The following is a 15,572-nucleotide window of genomic DNA, read 5'->3' on the forward strand; positions in this document are numbered from 1 at the left end:
TCTGCCGCTTCTTTTATGGGTGCAATTCGGTCAGCCCATGAGGCATTCACTACACAGGGAGAGAGCGGGGAGGCGAGTGGCTCGTCTCTGTCGTCGTATCGCGGGATAAAAACAAGGCGCCGGCTCAGAGGAGCCGGCGCCTTGTGTGTCAGGGCCGGGAGTGTTTTATCCGGGGAGCCGCTCAGGCATTGACGTGGGCCAGGCGAGAGTCACGCTGGAAGCAGTTCACCAACAGCAGGAAGGTGGTGATCCCGACGGTGCCCAGCACCAGCCAGGGCAGCCAGGGTTGGCCCTGGGCATTGGCGTAGTCGTGCAGGGCGCCGCCGCCGACATAGCCAGTCATGCCGCCGAGGGCGAGCCCCAGCCGGCTGAATCCCATGTAACTGCCACGGGCACCCGGCTGGGCGAGCTTGGTCATGAGCGTCTCCCGGGCCGGCTCGGCGATGACGATGCCGAGGTAGAAGCAGGCAAGCAGCATGAAGACGGCGGGCAGGGTGGTGGCAAAGGCCACCAGCCCGATGCCGGCCGTCATCAGCAACACGCCCGCCATCAGCCGGCTCTCCAGCTTGAAGTGCTTCTCGCCATAACGGGCGAGAGGGTAGAGCAGGGCCAGGGAGATGGCCGTCTCCAGGGTATACATCCAGCCCACCGCCGTGGTGCTGCCCGCCATCTGCTTGACCAGGATGGGGAAGATCAGCATCACCTGCACCCAGAGTGCGTAGTAGCCGCTCAGGATCAGCACCAGCCGGCAGAACGCCTTGTCCGCCAGCACCTGACCCAAGCCTGTCCGGATCGGCGTCGGGCGCAGGGAGAGCTTGTAGGGGGGCAGGATCAGCAGGTTGCACAGGGCCGCGCAGACGAACAGGCCAGCCCCCAGCAGGCAGACATATTCAAAGTCGAAGTTGAGCAGCCAGCTGCCGAGCAGGGCCCCCACCACGGCGCCGGCGCTCTCCAGCATCATCAGCAAGGAGATGTAGCGGCCGCGCTCCCGCGGGCGGGTGAACTTGATCACCAGGGCGGCGCGGGGGGGATCGAACAGGCAGCCGCCTAGCCCCGAGATGATGCAGGAGACGATGAGTTCCAGCCCGCTCTGGGCATAGGCCAGGCTGGCAAAGCCCAGCGCCCGCAGCAACATGCCGCAGACGATGAGGGGGCGAGCGCCGAACTTGTCGGCGAGGGAGCCGCCAAAGACCCCCAGCCCCTGCTGGGTCAGCTGACGCAGGCCCAGCGCCAGCCCGACCACACCGGCGGCCCAGCCAAGCTGATCCACGAATCGCAGGCTTATCATGGGCATCACCACGAAGAACCCCAGGATCACCAAGAGGGAATCCAATGCCAAGAACCACCGCCCCAACCGCCTCGCCCGCTCCACCATGACCCTTATACCCCTGCTTGCTTCGATGACATTATTTGTTGTGTACTCATTATCCGAATGGCGCCGTCACCAAACAGAGCCAAGGGCGACGATAAGTCCCTGACTCGCTGGCGTTCTGCCATTTCACGACGATTGATGCTGCTATTCTGGTGGGGCTCCAGATATAGTGGTAGCCGACAACTGGCTATATTTCATATTGGATTTGGTTATGGCTGTGACACTCGACGATTTGCAATTGCTGCTGGATGTGGCCAACCGTGGCAGCTTCAGCAAGGTGGCGGCCATTCGCGGCTGGTCACAACCCATGGTCAGCCAGCGGATCGCCTTGCTGGAGCAGGAGCTGGGCCAGCCGCTGTTTCGCCGTCATCGCCGTGGCGCCACCCCCACACCGGCCTGCGAGCAGTTTCTGCCTGCCGCGAGCGCGGCCCTGAGCGCACTGGAAAGCGGCCGCCTCGCGATGCAGGGGGCACCGGCCCTGCCGCGGATCCGGCTCTCCTGCCTTCCCTCCCTGACCACTGTGGTGTTTGGTCCTCTGCTGCTGGCCCTGGTGGACGAGGCCTTCGAGATCCGCTGCAGCACGGATCACTCCGGCGTCATCATGCAGGAGCTGCTGACCGGCGAGACCGACGTCGGTTTCATCCTCAAGTGTCCCGCCATCGCGGGCATCCAGCTCGAGCTGCTCTATCGCTCCCCCATCATAGCCGTGGCCTGCGCCACCCACCCGCTGGCCGGACGGCAGGGGCTGACCCTGCAGGACATCGCCAACGAGCGGCTGGCCCCTCAGCAGTGGGGCACAGGCTGCGACGAGCTGATCCTGCAACTGCGGCTGCTGCGCCAGGTGGCTAGCCCACTGCACGCCATCCAGCCCGCCAGTGCGGCGCGGGAGCTGGCGCTGGAGCATGGCTTCATCACCCTGATGCCGGCGCTCGCCATCACCCGGGATCTGGAGTTTGGTCGTCTGGTGAAACTGGATGTGACGGATCTGCCGCCGGATCACTGGGACGTGATGATGGCCTGGCGCAGCGGCAAGCGGCCCAATCCCGCCAAGGAGCGGGTGCTGGAGGCGGCGCGCACCCTGGCCCGGCGCTGGTCGGGCAAACCCACATGAAAAAAGCGCCGGACAAGTCCGGCGCTCTCTCTTCACTGACATTCGGGATCAGTAGCTGGCCTTGAGGCTCACCCCCGAGAAGGCACTGAAACCGCTCAGCTGCACGTGCCAGGTGCCGGCCTTGGGCGCGTTCAGGGTGCAGGTCTCGGCGTTGCCGCTCTTGTAGGGGCGGCAGTCATAGCTGCTGCTGGTCGGGGCCGAGCCGAATTTCACGTAGAGATCCGCATCCCCGCTGCCGCCGCTGCTGGCGATCACCAGCTGGCTCTTGCCGGTCGGCACCTCGACGGTGTAGTTCAGCTTGCCCCCCTTGGCGGCGGTGAGATTGGTCACAGCTACCCCGTTTTGCAGCACACTGCCGGGTTGCGGCGTGGTGCCACCACAGGAGGCATTGATCCCCACAGTGGTAAAGGCCGCCGCCACGTCGGTCAGGCTGTAGCCCAGATCCGTGGCCGCCCTGGTCACGCCGCAGGCGCCCTGATCGAAACTGGTGTTGGCCCCCCAGTAGAGGCGGTTTGCCAGCACGAACACCTCGAACGCCTTGCGGGTGTTCCAGCCGTTGGTGTTGGCCAGCAGGTAGAAGGCGCGGTTGTAGACCCCCGAGCTGTGGTGTACGTCGATGCCGTCATAGTAATCGTTGGCATGGCCGATGGAGCTGCCATCCCGGGTCGGATCCTCGAAGTAGCGCAGGGAGCCGTTGCCCTTGAAGATCTGGGCCCCCACCAGCCAGTCGTTGCTGCCCTTCATGTAGTTTTCGGCCGCTTCCCCCGCCATGTCGGAGAAGGCCTCGTTGATGCCGCCCGACTGACCCGAGTAGACCAGCCCCGAGTTCTGCTCGGTGAAGCCGTGGCTCACCTCGTGGGCCGCCACATCCAGGCTCACCAGCGGATAGAAGGTGGTGGCACCGTCACCGAAGGTCATCTGGCTGCCGTCCCAGAAGGCGTTCTCGTAGTTGCGGCCGTAGTGCACCCGCATCTTGAGCTTGAAGCTCAGCGGCGCCGTGTTGTACCAGTTGCGGTACATGTCGAACACCACGTTGCCGAAGTAGTGGGCATCGTTGAGGGGGGAGTAGGCGCCGTTGATCTCCTTGACCGTGTTTTCTGGGCAGCTGAACTGGTGCACTGCGCCCCCACTGGTGGCGTGATTGAGGTTGATGGTGTCAACGTTGCTGCTGCTCATGCGGCAGCTGTCATCCACCTTGAGGGGACCAAAATCGGCGCCATAGAAGTACTTGCCGGTCTTGAGGTTGCCCCCCGGGCCTGTGGCGTCCTGGTGGTTGATCCCCTCCCAGCGCTTGAGCTCGCTGCCGCTCTGGGCATCGATCATCACGAAGGGACGGCTCGGCTCCTTGCTTGCAGCGAGCCAGGAGACCAGGTAGACCAGGCGGGCCTGACCGGTCTCATCCTGCATCACGAACAGCTTGACCCGCTCGTTGCTGCCCTTGGCTCCGGCGCGGGCCTTGAGGGCAGCATCGGCAGGGGAGAGGGTGGCGGTCGGGCCCGTCAGGTCGGCATCTATCTTGCGCAGCATGGTGCCGGACACCTGGTTGACCTGACCCCCCAGGGCCTGATCGGCCACCAGCACCTGGCCCCACACCGGGATGCCTTGCCAGGTCTGCTCATAACGAACTCGCTGCTGGCCGTTGGGCAGCTTGACGACCCGTACCTGGCGAAACTCGCCATCCCCTGTGGCGAGGGCGCCTATCCTGGCGGCGCCGCTCACAGCGCCGGTCAGGTCTGAGACCTGGTTCACTTCCACCTGTTCTGCCGCCATGGCGGCGCTTCCCCAGCAGGCCAGTACCACGGCCAAATAGACTTTGTTCATCTCGTCTTTCCTTAGTCGATGAAGATTGCACGCCGGGTCCGTTGCCCGGCGCTCTTACACTAGTGCGCCGGTCTGAAATAACTGCCTGTCATATGTGACAGAGCAGCATAAAGGCATAGCAGATCTGACTGTTGCCATTTGTGACTGCTGAAATTCGTCATGAATAGGGTGACTTGTGCCAAGGGAAGGGCTGATTGCTGCAAGGTACAAAACAGTGCCCAAATGGGCACATCCATATGGGGATTGCCTGCCGGTTGAAGGCGCCGAAAGTCCTTGGCAAACAAGGGATTGATTGACTACATTGGCTCCCATAACGGCGGATGCCGGACCAAAGGCGGGGGAGGAGCAATGTTTTCATGGCAACTGGATGACGAGCTGGCGCTCCTGTTTCTGCAGCCCGACATGGCCAGCGAACTCTTTCGCCTCTGTCAGCGCAATCGCGACTACCTGACCCAGTGGCTGCCCTGGCCGCCGCTTATCCAGCAGCCGGCAGACAGCGCCACCTTCATCCGCCACGCCATCGAGAAGTTCGCGCGCGGCGAGGGGTTGACCACCGCCATCGAGTATCAGGGGGAAGTGGTCGGCGTCATCGGCTACAACCAGATCGATCAGGCGCTGGCCAAAGTCACCATCGGCTACTGGCTGGCCGAGCGCTGGCAGGGCAACGGCATCATCACCCGGGCCTGTCAGGCCTTGATCCATCACGCCTTCGAGGAGATGGGGATGGAGAAGGTGGAGATCAGCGCCGCGCAGGAGAACGAACCGAGCCGGGCGGTCTGTGAGCGGCTCGGCATGCAGCAGGAGGGGATCACCCGGCGGGCGGAGCGACTGGCGGATCGGGTAGTGGACCACGTCCGCTACGGTCTGCTGCGCGACGACTGGCTCAGGCAGAGGGACCATTGATGGTACTGCCGCATATCGTCACCCCCCGCAGCCAGCTGACCATACTGCCCCCGGAGCGGGCCTCCCTGATGCTGGATTTTTACCAGCGCAATCGGGCGCACCTGATGGCCTGGGAGCCAAGGCGCGACGAGGATTTCTATACCCTGAGCCATTGGCACGGCCGCCTGCGTGACGGCTACGGCCAGTTTTTCGACGGCAGCGCCGTGCAACTGGTGGCGCTCGATCCCCGGGGAGAGCGGGTGCTCGCCACCTGCAACTTCACCCACATCCTGATGGGCATGTTCAAGGCCTGTCACCTCGGTTACGCCGTCGATGAGGAGCACCAGGGGCAAGGGTTGATGCAGGAGGTGCTGACCGCCGCCATCGACCATCTGTTCCGGGAGCATGGACTGCACCGCATCATGGCCAGCTACATGCCCGCCAACCGGCGCAGCGGTGCCCTGCTCGAGCGTCTCGGCTTCGAGCGGGAGGGGTACGCCCGGGATTACCTGATGATCAACGGCCGCTGGGAGGATCATGTCCTCACCGCGCTGATCAACCCGGCGGGCTAGCCAGCAGTGTGGCCAGCTACATATCGGTCAATCAACCAGCGCAGTGGTGCCAATTGGTCGTACCAGATGTGATTGCGACGGCTTTTTCACGATAAGCCGGCACTATCTGTGCGCATCTCATACCCCTGACCATAAAAGCGTGTAAAATTGCGCCCTGAATTTTCCCGGTCAGCAGCAGCTGGCCGCGACTCCATACTTGCAAGGCTGACATTGTGACAGAAGTAGATAGATTCGCGGATATTCGCCCCTATCGCGATGATGAAGTGCCGGCTGCCATCGAGCGGCTGATTCAGGATGATGAGTTTATCGGCGCCATCGCCAAGTACCGTTTCGGCTCCCTGATGAGCTGGCTGGGTTGGGCCATTCGCCCGCTGATCCGCCAGTTCCTGCGCCACAAGTGGGCCAAGGTCACCACGGTTCGTCAGGTACAGTTGGGGGTCACCCGCTACATGGCCCGCATGATCGCCACCTCCACCCAAGGCGTGACCTTCTCCGGTCTCGAGCACCTGAAGAAGGAGCAGGGCTATCTGTTTGTCTCCAACCACAGGGACATCGCCATGGATCCGGCGTTCGTCAACTGGGGGCTGCACACCCACGGGTTCGACACCGTGCGCATCGCCATCGGTGACAACCTGCTGCGCAAGCCCTGCGCCACCGAGCTGATGAAGCTCAACAAGAGCTTCATCGTCAAGCGCTCCGCCAAGGGGCCGCGGGAGATGATGAAGGCCCTCGGCGAGCTGTCGGCCTACATCGGCCAGTCGGTGCACGAAGGCCACTCCATCTGGATCGCCCAGAAGGAAGGGCGCGCCAAGAATGGCGACGACAAGACGGATCCGGCCATCCTCAAGATGTTCTACGTGGACGGCAAGAAGCAGAAGCTGGACTTCGTCGACTACATGCGCAGTCTCAACATAGTGCCGGTCAGCATCAGCTACGAGGTGGATCCCACCGACAAGGCCAAGGCGCGCGAGCTGTACGAGAAGTCGGTCAACGGCAGCTACGAGAAGGGCGAGTTCGAGGATATCGAGAGCATAGTCGCCGGCATCGTCGGCCAGAAGGGGCGGGTACATGTCTCCTTCGGCGCCCCCATCACCGAGGGCTTCAGCGATCCGGATGAACTGGCGGCGCTGATCGACAAGGCGATCTGGAGCAGCTACCGCCTCTTCCCGGGCAACTATCTGGCCGCTGATGTGCCCGGCAAGGCCAGCACCATAGAGCAGACAGCCTTCCTGACCCGCCAGTCGGAGGTGCCAGAAGAGCACAAGGCCCTCTGGCGTGCCATGTATGCGAAGCCGGTTGAGAACGCCAACAAGGTTTGAATGACACCGATGGTGCGAAAAAACGGGAGCTGATGCTCCCGTTTTTGCGTCTGGTCAAAGTTGGCGGCAATCGACTAGTGAATAATATTGTTTCAGCTGGTACGATCATCTGGTGAATGAGCGGGTATCTCTTGGCAATGAGCGGGCGACTGTGCAACAGTGACCCAACGCCAACGAGATGACTCATACTCTTCTCGGTCTGCATGGAAGGCAGACGGCGCTAGACAAGGACCTTTAACGGGTCCTTTTTCATTGGTAGACAAAGATAGACCACGGATACACCTAAGGATGCGCATCTCATGATCACCGGCAGTCTGGATACCTTGCAACGCACCCCCTTGCCCACCCCGCTGGCCCGCATCATGGCCGAGGTGGTGAAAGACGTGGCGCACTGGCGGGATGCCCCGCTCGGCAAGCGCGAGATCGATGGCCTGCGGCTGTTCTGTCTGGTGAGCGAGGAGCCGACCGAGCCGGTTGCGGCCCGTCGCGGCGAGTTTCATGAGCAGTATCTGGATATCCAGCTGCTGTTGCGTGGTGCGGAGTGGATCGGCGTGGGGCCCCATGCCTACCGGAACGACGGTGCCGATCACCCCCATCCCGATCTCTGGTTCGTCGCAGACGAACAGACCAGTTATCTGGCGTTGCAGCCCGGCGACTTTGCCATCTTCTGGCCGGGAGAACTGCATCGCCCTCTCTGTACCCTGACCACCCCGAGCCCGGTGAAGAAACTGGTGGTCAAGGTTCATAAAGGTCTGCTGACCGGATGTTAGTCAGCAGCGCGGGGATTTAGGCTCCCGCCCACGACGAGGCCGTTTCGGATGAACGGTGGCTGGTCCCACATTGAAGACTCGATGAGTGCGCCAGAGCCTGTAGCCGGCACTCACTGCATTGAAAAATTGGGCGCACCCTCCTGCGACCATAAAGCCCCCGGCAGGGGAATCCCATCCATGTTGGATGACACGACACTGTCGGCGTAAAGCCGAAGCACAGGAAGATGTAGAACATGAGCAAGTTGGTATTGATCCTTAACTGCGGTAGCTCTTCCCTGAAATTTGCCGTAATGGACGCTGAAACAGGTGAGGACATGCTGTCCGGCCTGGCCGAATGTTTCAATCTGGATGATGCACGTATCAAATGGAAACTCCATGGGGTCAAGGGTGAAGCCATGCTGGGAGCGGGCGCCGCTCACCAGGCCGCCCTCGACCATATCGTGACCCAGATCCTGCCCCTGGATCCTACCCTCGCCGAGCAGTTGGTGGCCATAGGTCACCGTATCGTACACGGTGGCGAGCAGTTCTCCCGCTCAGTGCGCATCGATGACGGCGTGATCGCCGGTATCGAGGCCGCCATTCCGTTCGCGCCGCTGCACAACCCGGCTCACCTCATCGGCATCCGTGCCGCGCTCAAGGTCTTCCCGGCCCTGGCCGAGAAGAACGTGGCCGTGTTCGACACCGCCTTCCACCAGACCCTGCCGCAAGAGGCCTATCTCTACGCGCTGCCGTACAAGCTCTATGAGGAGCATGCCATCCGTCGCTACGGCGCCCACGGCACCTCCCACCGCTTCATCGCCGAAGAGACCGCCAAGGCGCTGGGCAAACCGCTCGGCGAGTTGAACCTGATCAACTGCCACCTGGGCAACGGCGCCTCCGTCTGTGCCATCCGTAACGGTGAGTCCGTCGACACCTCCATGGGGCTGACCCCGCTGGAAGGGCTGGCGATGGGCACCCGCAGTGGCGACATCGATCCTGCCGTGGTCTTCTTCATGCACGATCAGCTCGGTTACAGCGTGGATCAGATCAACCACTGCCTCACCCGCGAGTCCGGCCTGCTGGGCCTGACCGAGGTGAGCAGCGACTGCCGCTATGTCACCACCAACTATGCCACCGACGCCGGTGCCAAGCGGGCGCTGGATGTCTTCACCTACCGGGTGGCCAAGTACGTCGGCGCCTATGCCGCCGCCATGGACGGTCGCCTCGACGCCCTGGTGTTCACCGGTGGCATAGGTGAGAACGCCGCCATGGTGCGCGAGATGGTGCTGGAGCGGCTGGCGCTGTTCGGCTTCAAGGTCGACAAGGACGCCAACAACGCCGCCGTGCTGGGCGGTGAAGGCCCCATCACCACCGCCGACAGCCGTCTGGCGCTGGTGATGCCCACCAACGAAGAGCTGGTCATCGCCCGCGATGCCCTGAGCCTGGTCGGCTAAGGCCCCCTCGCGCTGAATCAACGCCCGGCCCGTGCCGGGCGTTGTCGTTTCTGGCGCCGATTGAGTGGCTTGTCATTTGACATGAGGTGGCAGATACGTACCCTGACGGCAGTTTCACGTAGCGGAGGTAGGGATGAAGGAGACATTTTTTCACTGGTTAACCGGCATGGGGGTCGAGGTCAGCAACCTGATGGCACTGGTGATCGCCCTGGGCTTCATCGTCCTCACCTCGCTGCTGCTGCATCTGGTGCTGCACCGCATCCTGCTGGTGCGCCTGGTGGGACTGCTCGGCAAGACCAAGCAGATGTGGCTGCCACCCCAGCTGCAGCAGCGGCTGTTTTACCGGCTCGCCCTGGTGCTGCAGGGGGCCGTGCTGCTCGGTCAGGCCGAGATCTGGCTGCCCAAGGCCTCGGACAGCCTGCAACTGATCGAGATGCTGGCCCAGCTCTGGATCCTGCTGTTCCTGCTGCTCTCCCTGTTTGCCCTGCTCGACTGCATGTTGTCCCTGAGCCGCTACACCCGGCTGGGACGGGATCTGCCCCTGCGCGGCATCTTCCAGGGGGTCAAGCTGGTAGGCAGCATCCTGGTCGGCATCCTGATGATCGCCCTGCTGCTCGGCAAGTCACCGCTGTTCCTGTTCAGCGGCCTGGGGGCCATGACCGCGGTGCTGATGTTGGTGTTCAAGGACCCCATCCTCGGCCTGGTGGCGGGGATCCAGCTCTCGGCCAACCGCATGCTGAGCGTCGGTGACTGGCTGCAGATGGACAAGTACGGCGCCGACGGGGAGGTGATCGACATCGGTCTCACCACGGTCAAGGTGTCGAACTGGGACAAGACCATCACCACCATCCCCACCTATGCGCTGATCTCGGATTCGTTCAAGAACTGGCAGGGGATGACGGAGTCCGGCGGCCGCCGCATCAAGCGCAGCGTCAACATCGACATGACCAGCGTGCGCTTCCTGACGGCGGAGGAGCAGCTGCAACTCAAGCAGGCCCAGCTGCTGGCGCCCTACCTCAGCCGCAAGCAGCAGGAGCTGAGCGCCTACAACCAGCAGCTCAGCGATGCGATCAGCTGCCCCATCAATGGCCGCCACCTCACCAACCTCGGCACCCTGCGCGCCTATCTGGATGCCTATCTGCGGGCCCACCCCAGCATCCGCAAGGACATGACGCTGATGGTGCGCCAGTTGGCACCGACCAGCGAGGGGATACCCCTTGAGATCTACTGCTTCACCGCGACCACCGCCTGGGCGGACTACGAGGGGATCCAGGCCGATATTTTCGACCATATATTTGCCATTATCGGGCAATTCCACCTGAGATTGCATCAATCGCCCACAGGTTACGACATGCGTGCCTGGCAAGGCGCCGCCACCGGCAACGGCTAGGGTCTATGGGGAGCGCGCGGGGCTGACAATCCTGCGCGGATAAGCCCATTTGCCGGTTGAATTTTTGCCCGCAGAGGAGAAAAATGACGGCCTTCTCTTCGCCCCGGGATGGCACCGCCTATCCCGGCCGGGCCCAGAGTCTCGAATCACCCCATTCATCACAGGAAAGTTATGAAGCTCCTCCACAAAACTGCGGCCATGCTGTGCTGCAGCCTCGTCCTGACCGCCACGCCTGCGCTTGCTGTCGAATATGCCCTGCCTGCGGCCAACAGCCGCCTGGTGGGTGAAAATCTGGAATACGTGGTGCCGGTAGAAGAGGCGGGCCAGCCCCTGGAAGCGGTCGCGGCCAAGTTCCAGCTGGGATTGACCAACATGCTGGAAGCCAACCCCAAGGCGGATCCGCTGCTGCTGCAGGCGGGCGAGACGCTGGTCGTGCCGCACCAGCTAATCCTGCCGGATGCCCCGCGCGAGGGGATAGTGCTGAACGTGGCCGAGATGCGCCTCTACTACTACCCCAAGGGCAAGCAGGTGGTGCAAGTGCTGCCCATCGGCATAGGCCAGCTCGGCACCGATACCCCTGAGAACTGGGTGACCAGTGTGCAGCGCAAGAAGGCGGGCCCGACCTGGACCCCGACCGCCAAGATGCACGCCGAGTATGCCGCCCGTGGCGAGCCCCTGCCGGCGGTCTGGCCGGCCGGCCCGGACAACCCCATGGGGCTGTTCGCGCTCTACATCGGCAAGATGTACGCCATCCACGGCACCAATGCCCAGTTCGGCATCGGTCTGCGGGTGAGCCACGGCTGCGTGCGCCTGCGCAACGAAGACATCGAATACCTGTTCAAGCAGGTACCTGTCGGTACCCGCGTTCAGTTCGTGAACCAGCCGATCAAGGCCTCGGTCGAACCGGATGGCCGCCGCTATCTGGAAGTGCACCAGCCGCTGTCCCGCAGTCAGGAGGAGTTCAACTCCAGCCTGCCGGCCCCGCTGCCCATCACCCCGGCGGTGACCCGCTTCATCGCCCATGCCGACAGCGATTCCCAGCTGATCAAGCAGGCACTGGAACAGCGCAGCGGCATGCCCATCGCCATCAGTCGCTGAGCCTGCCGTCATCGATATCGAGCCCCGGCCTAGGCCGGGGCTTTTTTGTGGCGCCGAGCAAGCTGGCAGTCAGGATAAGTCGTTGCTGTAGTGGCAGAATATTCGGCTAATTCATCCTTGAGTAGTTGCTTAGTTAAGGGTGAAACGTTTTCATTGTGTTTTTTATTTGTTAAAAACAGTTGAGCTTAGTGTATCTGCTGATTACTCTAGGCCGGTTTTTAAGGAAGAGCCCGTCGTGAGAACGGGTACAAGAGTCACATAACGGAGTTTTGCATGACAGCTAGCACCCCAATGCTTATCACCTTCCTGGTGTATATCCTGGGTATGGTCCTGATCGGCTTCATCGCCTATCGCGCCACCCGCAACTTTGACGATTACATTCTCGGCGGCCGCCGTATGGGCAGCTGGGTCACAGCGCTCTCCGCCGGGGCCTCCGACATGAGTGGCTGGCTCTTGATGGGCTTGCCGGGCGCCGTCTTCATCGGCGGTATCTCCGAGAGCTGGATCGCCATCGGCCTCACCATAGGCGCCTACTTCAACTGGCGCTGGGTGGCCGGTCGGCTGCGGGTTCACACCGAGAAGAACCGCAACGCCCTGACCCTGCCGGACTACTTCACCTACCGCTTCGAGGACAAGAGCCGGGTGCTGCGTATCCTCTCCGCCCTGGTGATCCTGCTGTTCTTCACCATCTACTGCGCCTCCGGCGTGGTGGCGGGGGCCCGCCTGTTCGAGAGCACCTTCGGCATGAGCTATGACACCGCCCTCTGGGTCGGCGCCGCGGCCACCATCAGCTATACCTTCTTCGGCGGCTTCCTCGCGGTGAGCTGGACCGATACGGTGCAGGCCACCCTGATGATCTTCGCCCTGATCCTGACCCCGGTGTTCGTCATCATCGCCGTCGGCGGCATCGACACCGCCATGGTGCAGGTGGCGGCGCAGAACGCCAGCAACCTCGACATGTTCAGGAACCTGGACTTCGTCGCCATCATCTCCCTGATGGCCTGGGGACTGGGTTACTTCGGTCAGCCGCACATACTGGCGCGCTTCATGGCGGCGGATTCCCACCACTCCATGGCCAGCGCCCGTCGCATCAGCATGACCTGGATGGTGCTCTGCCTCGGCGGCGCCGTGGCCATCGGCTTCTTCGGTCTCTCCTACTTCTCCACCTTCACGGAGCAGGCTGCCGGCGTCACCGCCAACCCGGAGCGGGTCTTCATCGAGCTCTCCAAGATACTGTTCAACCCCTGGATTGCCGGCGTGCTGCTCTCCGCCATCCTGGCGGCGGTGATGAGCACGCTAAGCTGTCAGCTGCTGGTCTGCTCCAGCGCCATCACTGAGGATCTCTACAAGCCGTTCCTGCGCAAGAACGCCTCCCAGAAAGAGCTGGTGTGGGTCGGTCGCGCCATGGTGCTGGTGATTTCGCTCATCGCCATCGCCGTGGCCGTGAACCCGGAGAACCGGGTGCTGGGGCTGGTGAGCTACGCCTGGGCCGGCTTCGGTGCCGCCTTCGGTCCCGTGGTGCTGCTCTCGGTGCTCTGGTCGCGGATGACCCGCAACGGCGCCTTGGCCGGCATGCTGGTCGGTGCCCTGACCGTCATCGTCTGGAAGCAGTTCGGCTGGCTGGGGCTGTATGAAATCATCCCGGGCTTCGTCTTCTCCGGTCTGGCGATCCTGGTGTTCAGCCTGCTGGACAAGGCACCCTCCAAGGCCATGCTGGATCGCTTCGACGAGGCCGAGCGCGAGTTCCAGACCCCGCCGGATGCGGTGGGCGAGCCGGTCATTGCACGCTGAATCAAGCACGCTGAATGAAAAAAGCCCCGCATCGCGGGGCTTTTTTATGAATGTATTTTACTCGGCGCCGGCCTTGCCCTGCGCCTGGCATTGCAGGGGTGGCTCGCCGTAACGCTCCAGGGTGGCGTCCTTGCCCTTGGTCAGGAGGCTGAGGTTTTGCCCCTCGTAGCGGGTGCCGCTGGCAACGGGGACGCCGAACGCCAGCACCTGCTGATCCGGGTCCAGATTGATGACGGCGGCGGGGATCTTGGCATCCTGATAGAAGTAGGTGGTCAGCCTCAGCTTGTCGCCGCATTGATAGAGCACGGGGGAGGGCACCACCAACTGGCCGCCCTTGATCTGCAGCTCGGTGATGCGAGTCTGATAGCTGGCGTCGATGCACTTGCGTGGATCCGTGTCTTTCCAGCACTCGTTGCGGCCCTTGATCCAGCCGCGCTGCATCGCCTTCTCGGTCTTCTGCTGCTCGGCCGAGAGCTTGCTCATCGCCTTGGGATAGAGGGTCGAGAGCTGGTTATCCAGCGCAGCCAGCCCGGCATCCTGGCAGATAAGCTGCTCGGTGGTGCCGTGGGCCTTGGCGCAGTCGAAGGAGGGGGTGGCGGCACTGGCCAACAGTGGCATGAGGGAGAGGGTGCCAAGCAACATCTTGTTCATCGGAAAGGCTCCTGAGAGGGGGGGAATACCCGCCTACTAGAGCACAATGAGGCGGGGCCGCCGAGGACTTTTTCACCCCAGGCAAGCTTGCCCGTCTCTCTGGGCCCCGTTGCCGACAACATCCGGCATCAGGGCCCACGGCAGGCTGCCGTGGCCTTTGTTTATGTGAGTCGCCGCACCAGCCGCTGCGTATCATGGCGGGCCGCGGCCGCCGCCCGGCCCAACCAGCGCTGTCGCTCCCGCTCGCTGGCGGTATGGACAGGCCCCAGATGCTGGCGATGGGTCAGCCTGATGCCACAGAGCCCCAGCACGGGTTTGTCGAGGGTGCGCTCGACGGGGGAGCCCAGCCACCAGCGGTAGTACCAGAGCGGGCTGTCCATGGTGAGCAGCAGGCGCGCCGTCTTGCCGGCGAGCAGGCGCTCGGGAAGGGCCTTGCCCTTCTGATAGCGAAAGGCGAACCCCGAGAGCAGCACCCTGTCCAGCAAGCCCTTGAGCCGGGCCGGCAGATGGCCCCACCAGAGGGGGGCGACGATCACCAGATGCTGGGCCTGCTTCAGACTCTGCTGCAATGCCAGCAGATCGGGCTCGAGGGGCTGCGCCTCGTCATAGCCATGGTGCAGATCCGGCTCGAAGGCGAGCTCCCCCACGTGATGCAGGGTGACCTCTGCGCCGCCCTCCTCGGCGCTGCGGGCATACTCCCGGGCCAGGGCATGGCAGAGGCTGTCGGGTTTGGGGTTGCCGTTGATGATAAGCAGCTTGGGTGTCATGGCGTGGCTCCTGATGAAGTGAGCCCCCATTACACCCCTTGTCCCATAGGGCAGAGTCAAGCCACCTTGTGCGCCCGTCCTGCAAGCCCTTGCTCAGCCTGTGGGAGCGGCTCGGTCTGGCCGGGGGCGCCATAGCGGCAGGGGTGCTGCGCCAGCAGCGCGGCGCACTGGGTCAGGGAGTGGTGCTGGTGCTGCAGCCTTGCCACCTCTGCCGCGATCTGGGCCAGCTTGCCCGCGATAAGCTGCTCCACCTTCTGCCAGGGAAACTGGGCGAGACTGGTGAGGCCTGCCAGCAAGGGGACAAGCTCGCTCAGCTTGCAGCCGAGCTGCTGAGCCTGGCGAATAAAGCCGACCCACTCCAGATCCTCAGCCCGGTAGACGCGATACTTGCCGCGCCGCCTGGGCTCGGGCAGCAGCCCGAGCTGCTCGTAGAGACGGACTGCCTTGGGTGTGGTGCCCGCCAGCCGGGCAAATTCGCCGATATACATCTTGCTGCTCGCAAAGGTGGTGTGAAAGGAGCCCACTATAGGCCAGTGGCGGGGGGGATTGAATCCCCGCGGGGGAGGGGAGAGTTGGATTGGCCGGAACTGACGGG

Annotated in this window: 14 protein-coding genes; 9 read left to right on the forward strand and 5 right to left on the reverse strand. The window is 63.0% G+C overall.

Translation table 11 applies throughout. From position 1 onward, the window contains the following. Positions 1 to 181 precede the first annotated feature (181 nt). A complete protein-coding gene (mdtH, locus tag EL255_RS04085; protein WP_042651638.1) occupies positions 182 to 1,375 on the reverse strand; it encodes a multidrug efflux MFS transporter MdtH in 1,194 nt (397 codons plus the stop codon). Between the two features lie 208 nt (positions 1,376 to 1,583). On the opposite strand from mdtH, the gene EL255_RS04090 reads away from it, so the two are divergent. Then, entirely contained in the window at positions 1,584 to 2,483 is a 900-nt protein-coding gene (locus tag EL255_RS04090) for a LysR family transcriptional regulator (protein ID WP_042651639.1), read from the forward strand. Between the two features lie 48 nt (positions 2,484 to 2,531). On the opposite strand, the gene EL255_RS04095 is transcribed toward EL255_RS04090, so the two are convergent. Beyond that, on the reverse strand, positions 2,532 to 4,304 hold the full coding sequence (locus tag EL255_RS04095) for a M4 family metallopeptidase (protein WP_042651640.1): 1,773 nt from the start codon (positions 4,302 to 4,304) through the stop codon (positions 2,532 to 2,534). A 348-nt stretch (positions 4,305 to 4,652) separates the two neighbouring features. Between EL255_RS04095 and EL255_RS04100 the strand changes: the two genes are divergently transcribed. The 8 genes from EL255_RS04100 to putP all read left to right on the forward strand — a co-directional run bounded on the left by EL255_RS04100 (position 4,653) and on the right by putP (position 13,559). Further along, positions 4,653 to 5,207: a GNAT family N-acetyltransferase gene (locus EL255_RS04100; protein ID WP_042651641.1), complete on the forward strand. Its 555-nt coding sequence runs from the start codon at positions 4,653 to 4,655 to the stop codon at positions 5,205 to 5,207. After that, the gene (locus EL255_RS04105) at positions 5,207 to 5,758 is read left to right on the forward strand and encodes a GNAT family N-acetyltransferase (protein WP_042651642.1); all 552 of its coding nucleotides are present in this window, start codon (positions 5,207 to 5,209) and stop codon (positions 5,756 to 5,758) included. Before EL255_RS04100 ends, EL255_RS04105 begins: the two co-directional genes overlap by 1 nt. Positions 5,759 to 5,970: 212 nt before the next feature. After that, positions 5,971 to 7,077 (forward strand): 1-acyl-sn-glycerol-3-phosphate acyltransferase, encoded by a 1,107-nt coding sequence (locus EL255_RS04110; protein ID WP_042651643.1) that lies wholly within the window; start codon positions 5,971 to 5,973, stop codon positions 7,075 to 7,077. A 299-nt stretch (positions 7,078 to 7,376) separates the two neighbouring features. Further along, complete coding sequence (locus EL255_RS04115; protein WP_042651644.1) at positions 7,377 to 7,847, forward strand: NanQ anomerase/TabA/YiaL family protein; 471 nt, start codon at positions 7,377 to 7,379, stop codon at positions 7,845 to 7,847. A gap of 233 nt (positions 7,848 to 8,080) precedes the next feature. Beyond that, positions 8,081 to 9,280, forward strand: coding sequence for an acetate kinase (locus tag EL255_RS04120; protein WP_042651645.1), 1,200 nt, complete (start codon positions 8,081 to 8,083; stop codon positions 9,278 to 9,280). A 133-nt stretch (positions 9,281 to 9,413) separates the two neighbouring features. Beyond that, the gene (locus EL255_RS04125) at positions 9,414 to 10,670 is read left to right on the forward strand and encodes a mechanosensitive ion channel family protein (protein ID WP_042651646.1); all 1,257 of its coding nucleotides are present in this window, start codon (positions 9,414 to 9,416) and stop codon (positions 10,668 to 10,670) included. 171 nt (positions 10,671 to 10,841) lie between these two features. After that, complete coding sequence (locus EL255_RS04130; RefSeq protein WP_042651647.1) at positions 10,842 to 11,768, forward strand: L,D-transpeptidase family protein; 927 nt, start codon at positions 10,842 to 10,844, stop codon at positions 11,766 to 11,768. Positions 11,769 to 12,041: 273 nt separating this feature from the next. Further along, on the forward strand, positions 12,042 to 13,559 hold the full coding sequence (gene putP, locus EL255_RS04135) for a sodium/proline symporter PutP (RefSeq protein WP_042651648.1): 1,518 nt from the start codon (positions 12,042 to 12,044) through the stop codon (positions 13,557 to 13,559). A gap of 57 nt (positions 13,560 to 13,616) precedes the next feature. On the opposite strand, the gene EL255_RS04140 is transcribed toward putP, so the two are convergent. The 3 genes from EL255_RS04140 to EL255_RS04150 all read right to left on the reverse strand — a co-directional run bounded on the left by EL255_RS04140 (position 13,617) and on the right by EL255_RS04150 (position 15,465). Continuing rightward, on the reverse strand, positions 13,617 to 14,210 hold the full coding sequence (locus EL255_RS04140; RefSeq protein ID WP_042651649.1) for an MliC family protein: 594 nt from the start codon (positions 14,208 to 14,210) through the stop codon (positions 13,617 to 13,619). A 161-nt stretch (positions 14,211 to 14,371) separates the two neighbouring features. After that, on the reverse strand, positions 14,372 to 14,977 hold the full coding sequence (locus EL255_RS04145) for an NAD(P)H-dependent oxidoreductase (protein WP_042651650.1): 606 nt from the start codon (positions 14,975 to 14,977) through the stop codon (positions 14,372 to 14,374). A gap of 56 nt (positions 14,978 to 15,033) precedes the next feature. Next, on the reverse strand, positions 15,034 to 15,465 hold the full coding sequence (locus EL255_RS04150; RefSeq protein WP_042651750.1) for a MerR family transcriptional regulator: 432 nt from the start codon (positions 15,463 to 15,465) through the stop codon (positions 15,034 to 15,036). Between the last annotated feature and the right edge of the window lie 107 nt (positions 15,466 to 15,572).

The organism is Aeromonas encheleia, assembly GCF_900637545.1.
GTDB lineage: Bacteria > Pseudomonadota > Gammaproteobacteria > Enterobacterales > Aeromonadaceae > Aeromonas > Aeromonas encheleia.

Bases quoted from the DNA above. Each gene is read 5' to 3' on its own strand.
- mdtH (WP_042651638.1), bottom strand. From the start codon at position 1,375: ATGGTGGAGCGGGCGAGGCGGTTGGGGCGGTGGTTCTTGGCATTGGAT.
- EL255_RS04090 (WP_042651639.1), top strand. From the start codon at position 1,584: ATGGCTGTGACACTCGACGATTTGCAATTGCTGCTGGATGTGGCCAAC.
- EL255_RS04095 (WP_042651640.1), bottom strand. From the start codon at position 4,304: ATGAACAAAGTCTATTTGGCCGTGGTACTGGCCTGCTGGGGAAGCGCC.
- EL255_RS04100 (WP_042651641.1), top strand. From the start codon at position 4,653: ATGTTTTCATGGCAACTGGATGACGAGCTGGCGCTCCTGTTTCTGCAG.
- EL255_RS04105 (WP_042651642.1), top strand. From the start codon at position 5,207: ATGGTACTGCCGCATATCGTCACCCCCCGCAGCCAGCTGACCATACTG.
- EL255_RS04115 (WP_042651644.1), top strand. From the start codon at position 7,377: ATGATCACCGGCAGTCTGGATACCTTGCAACGCACCCCCTTGCCCACC.
- EL255_RS04120 (WP_042651645.1), top strand. From the start codon at position 8,081: ATGAGCAAGTTGGTATTGATCCTTAACTGCGGTAGCTCTTCCCTGAAA.
- EL255_RS04125 (WP_042651646.1), top strand. From the start codon at position 9,414: ATGAAGGAGACATTTTTTCACTGGTTAACCGGCATGGGGGTCGAGGTC.
- EL255_RS04130 (WP_042651647.1), top strand. From the start codon at position 10,842: ATGAAGCTCCTCCACAAAACTGCGGCCATGCTGTGCTGCAGCCTCGTC.
- putP (WP_042651648.1), top strand. From the start codon at position 12,042: ATGACAGCTAGCACCCCAATGCTTATCACCTTCCTGGTGTATATCCTG.
- EL255_RS04140 (WP_042651649.1), bottom strand. From the start codon at position 14,210: ATGAACAAGATGTTGCTTGGCACCCTCTCCCTCATGCCACTGTTGGCC.
- EL255_RS04145 (WP_042651650.1), bottom strand. From the start codon at position 14,977: ATGACACCCAAGCTGCTTATCATCAACGGCAACCCCAAACCCGACAGC.
- EL255_RS04150 (WP_042651750.1), bottom strand. From the start codon at position 15,465: ATGTATATCGGCGAATTTGCCCGGCTGGCGGGCACCACACCCAAGGCA.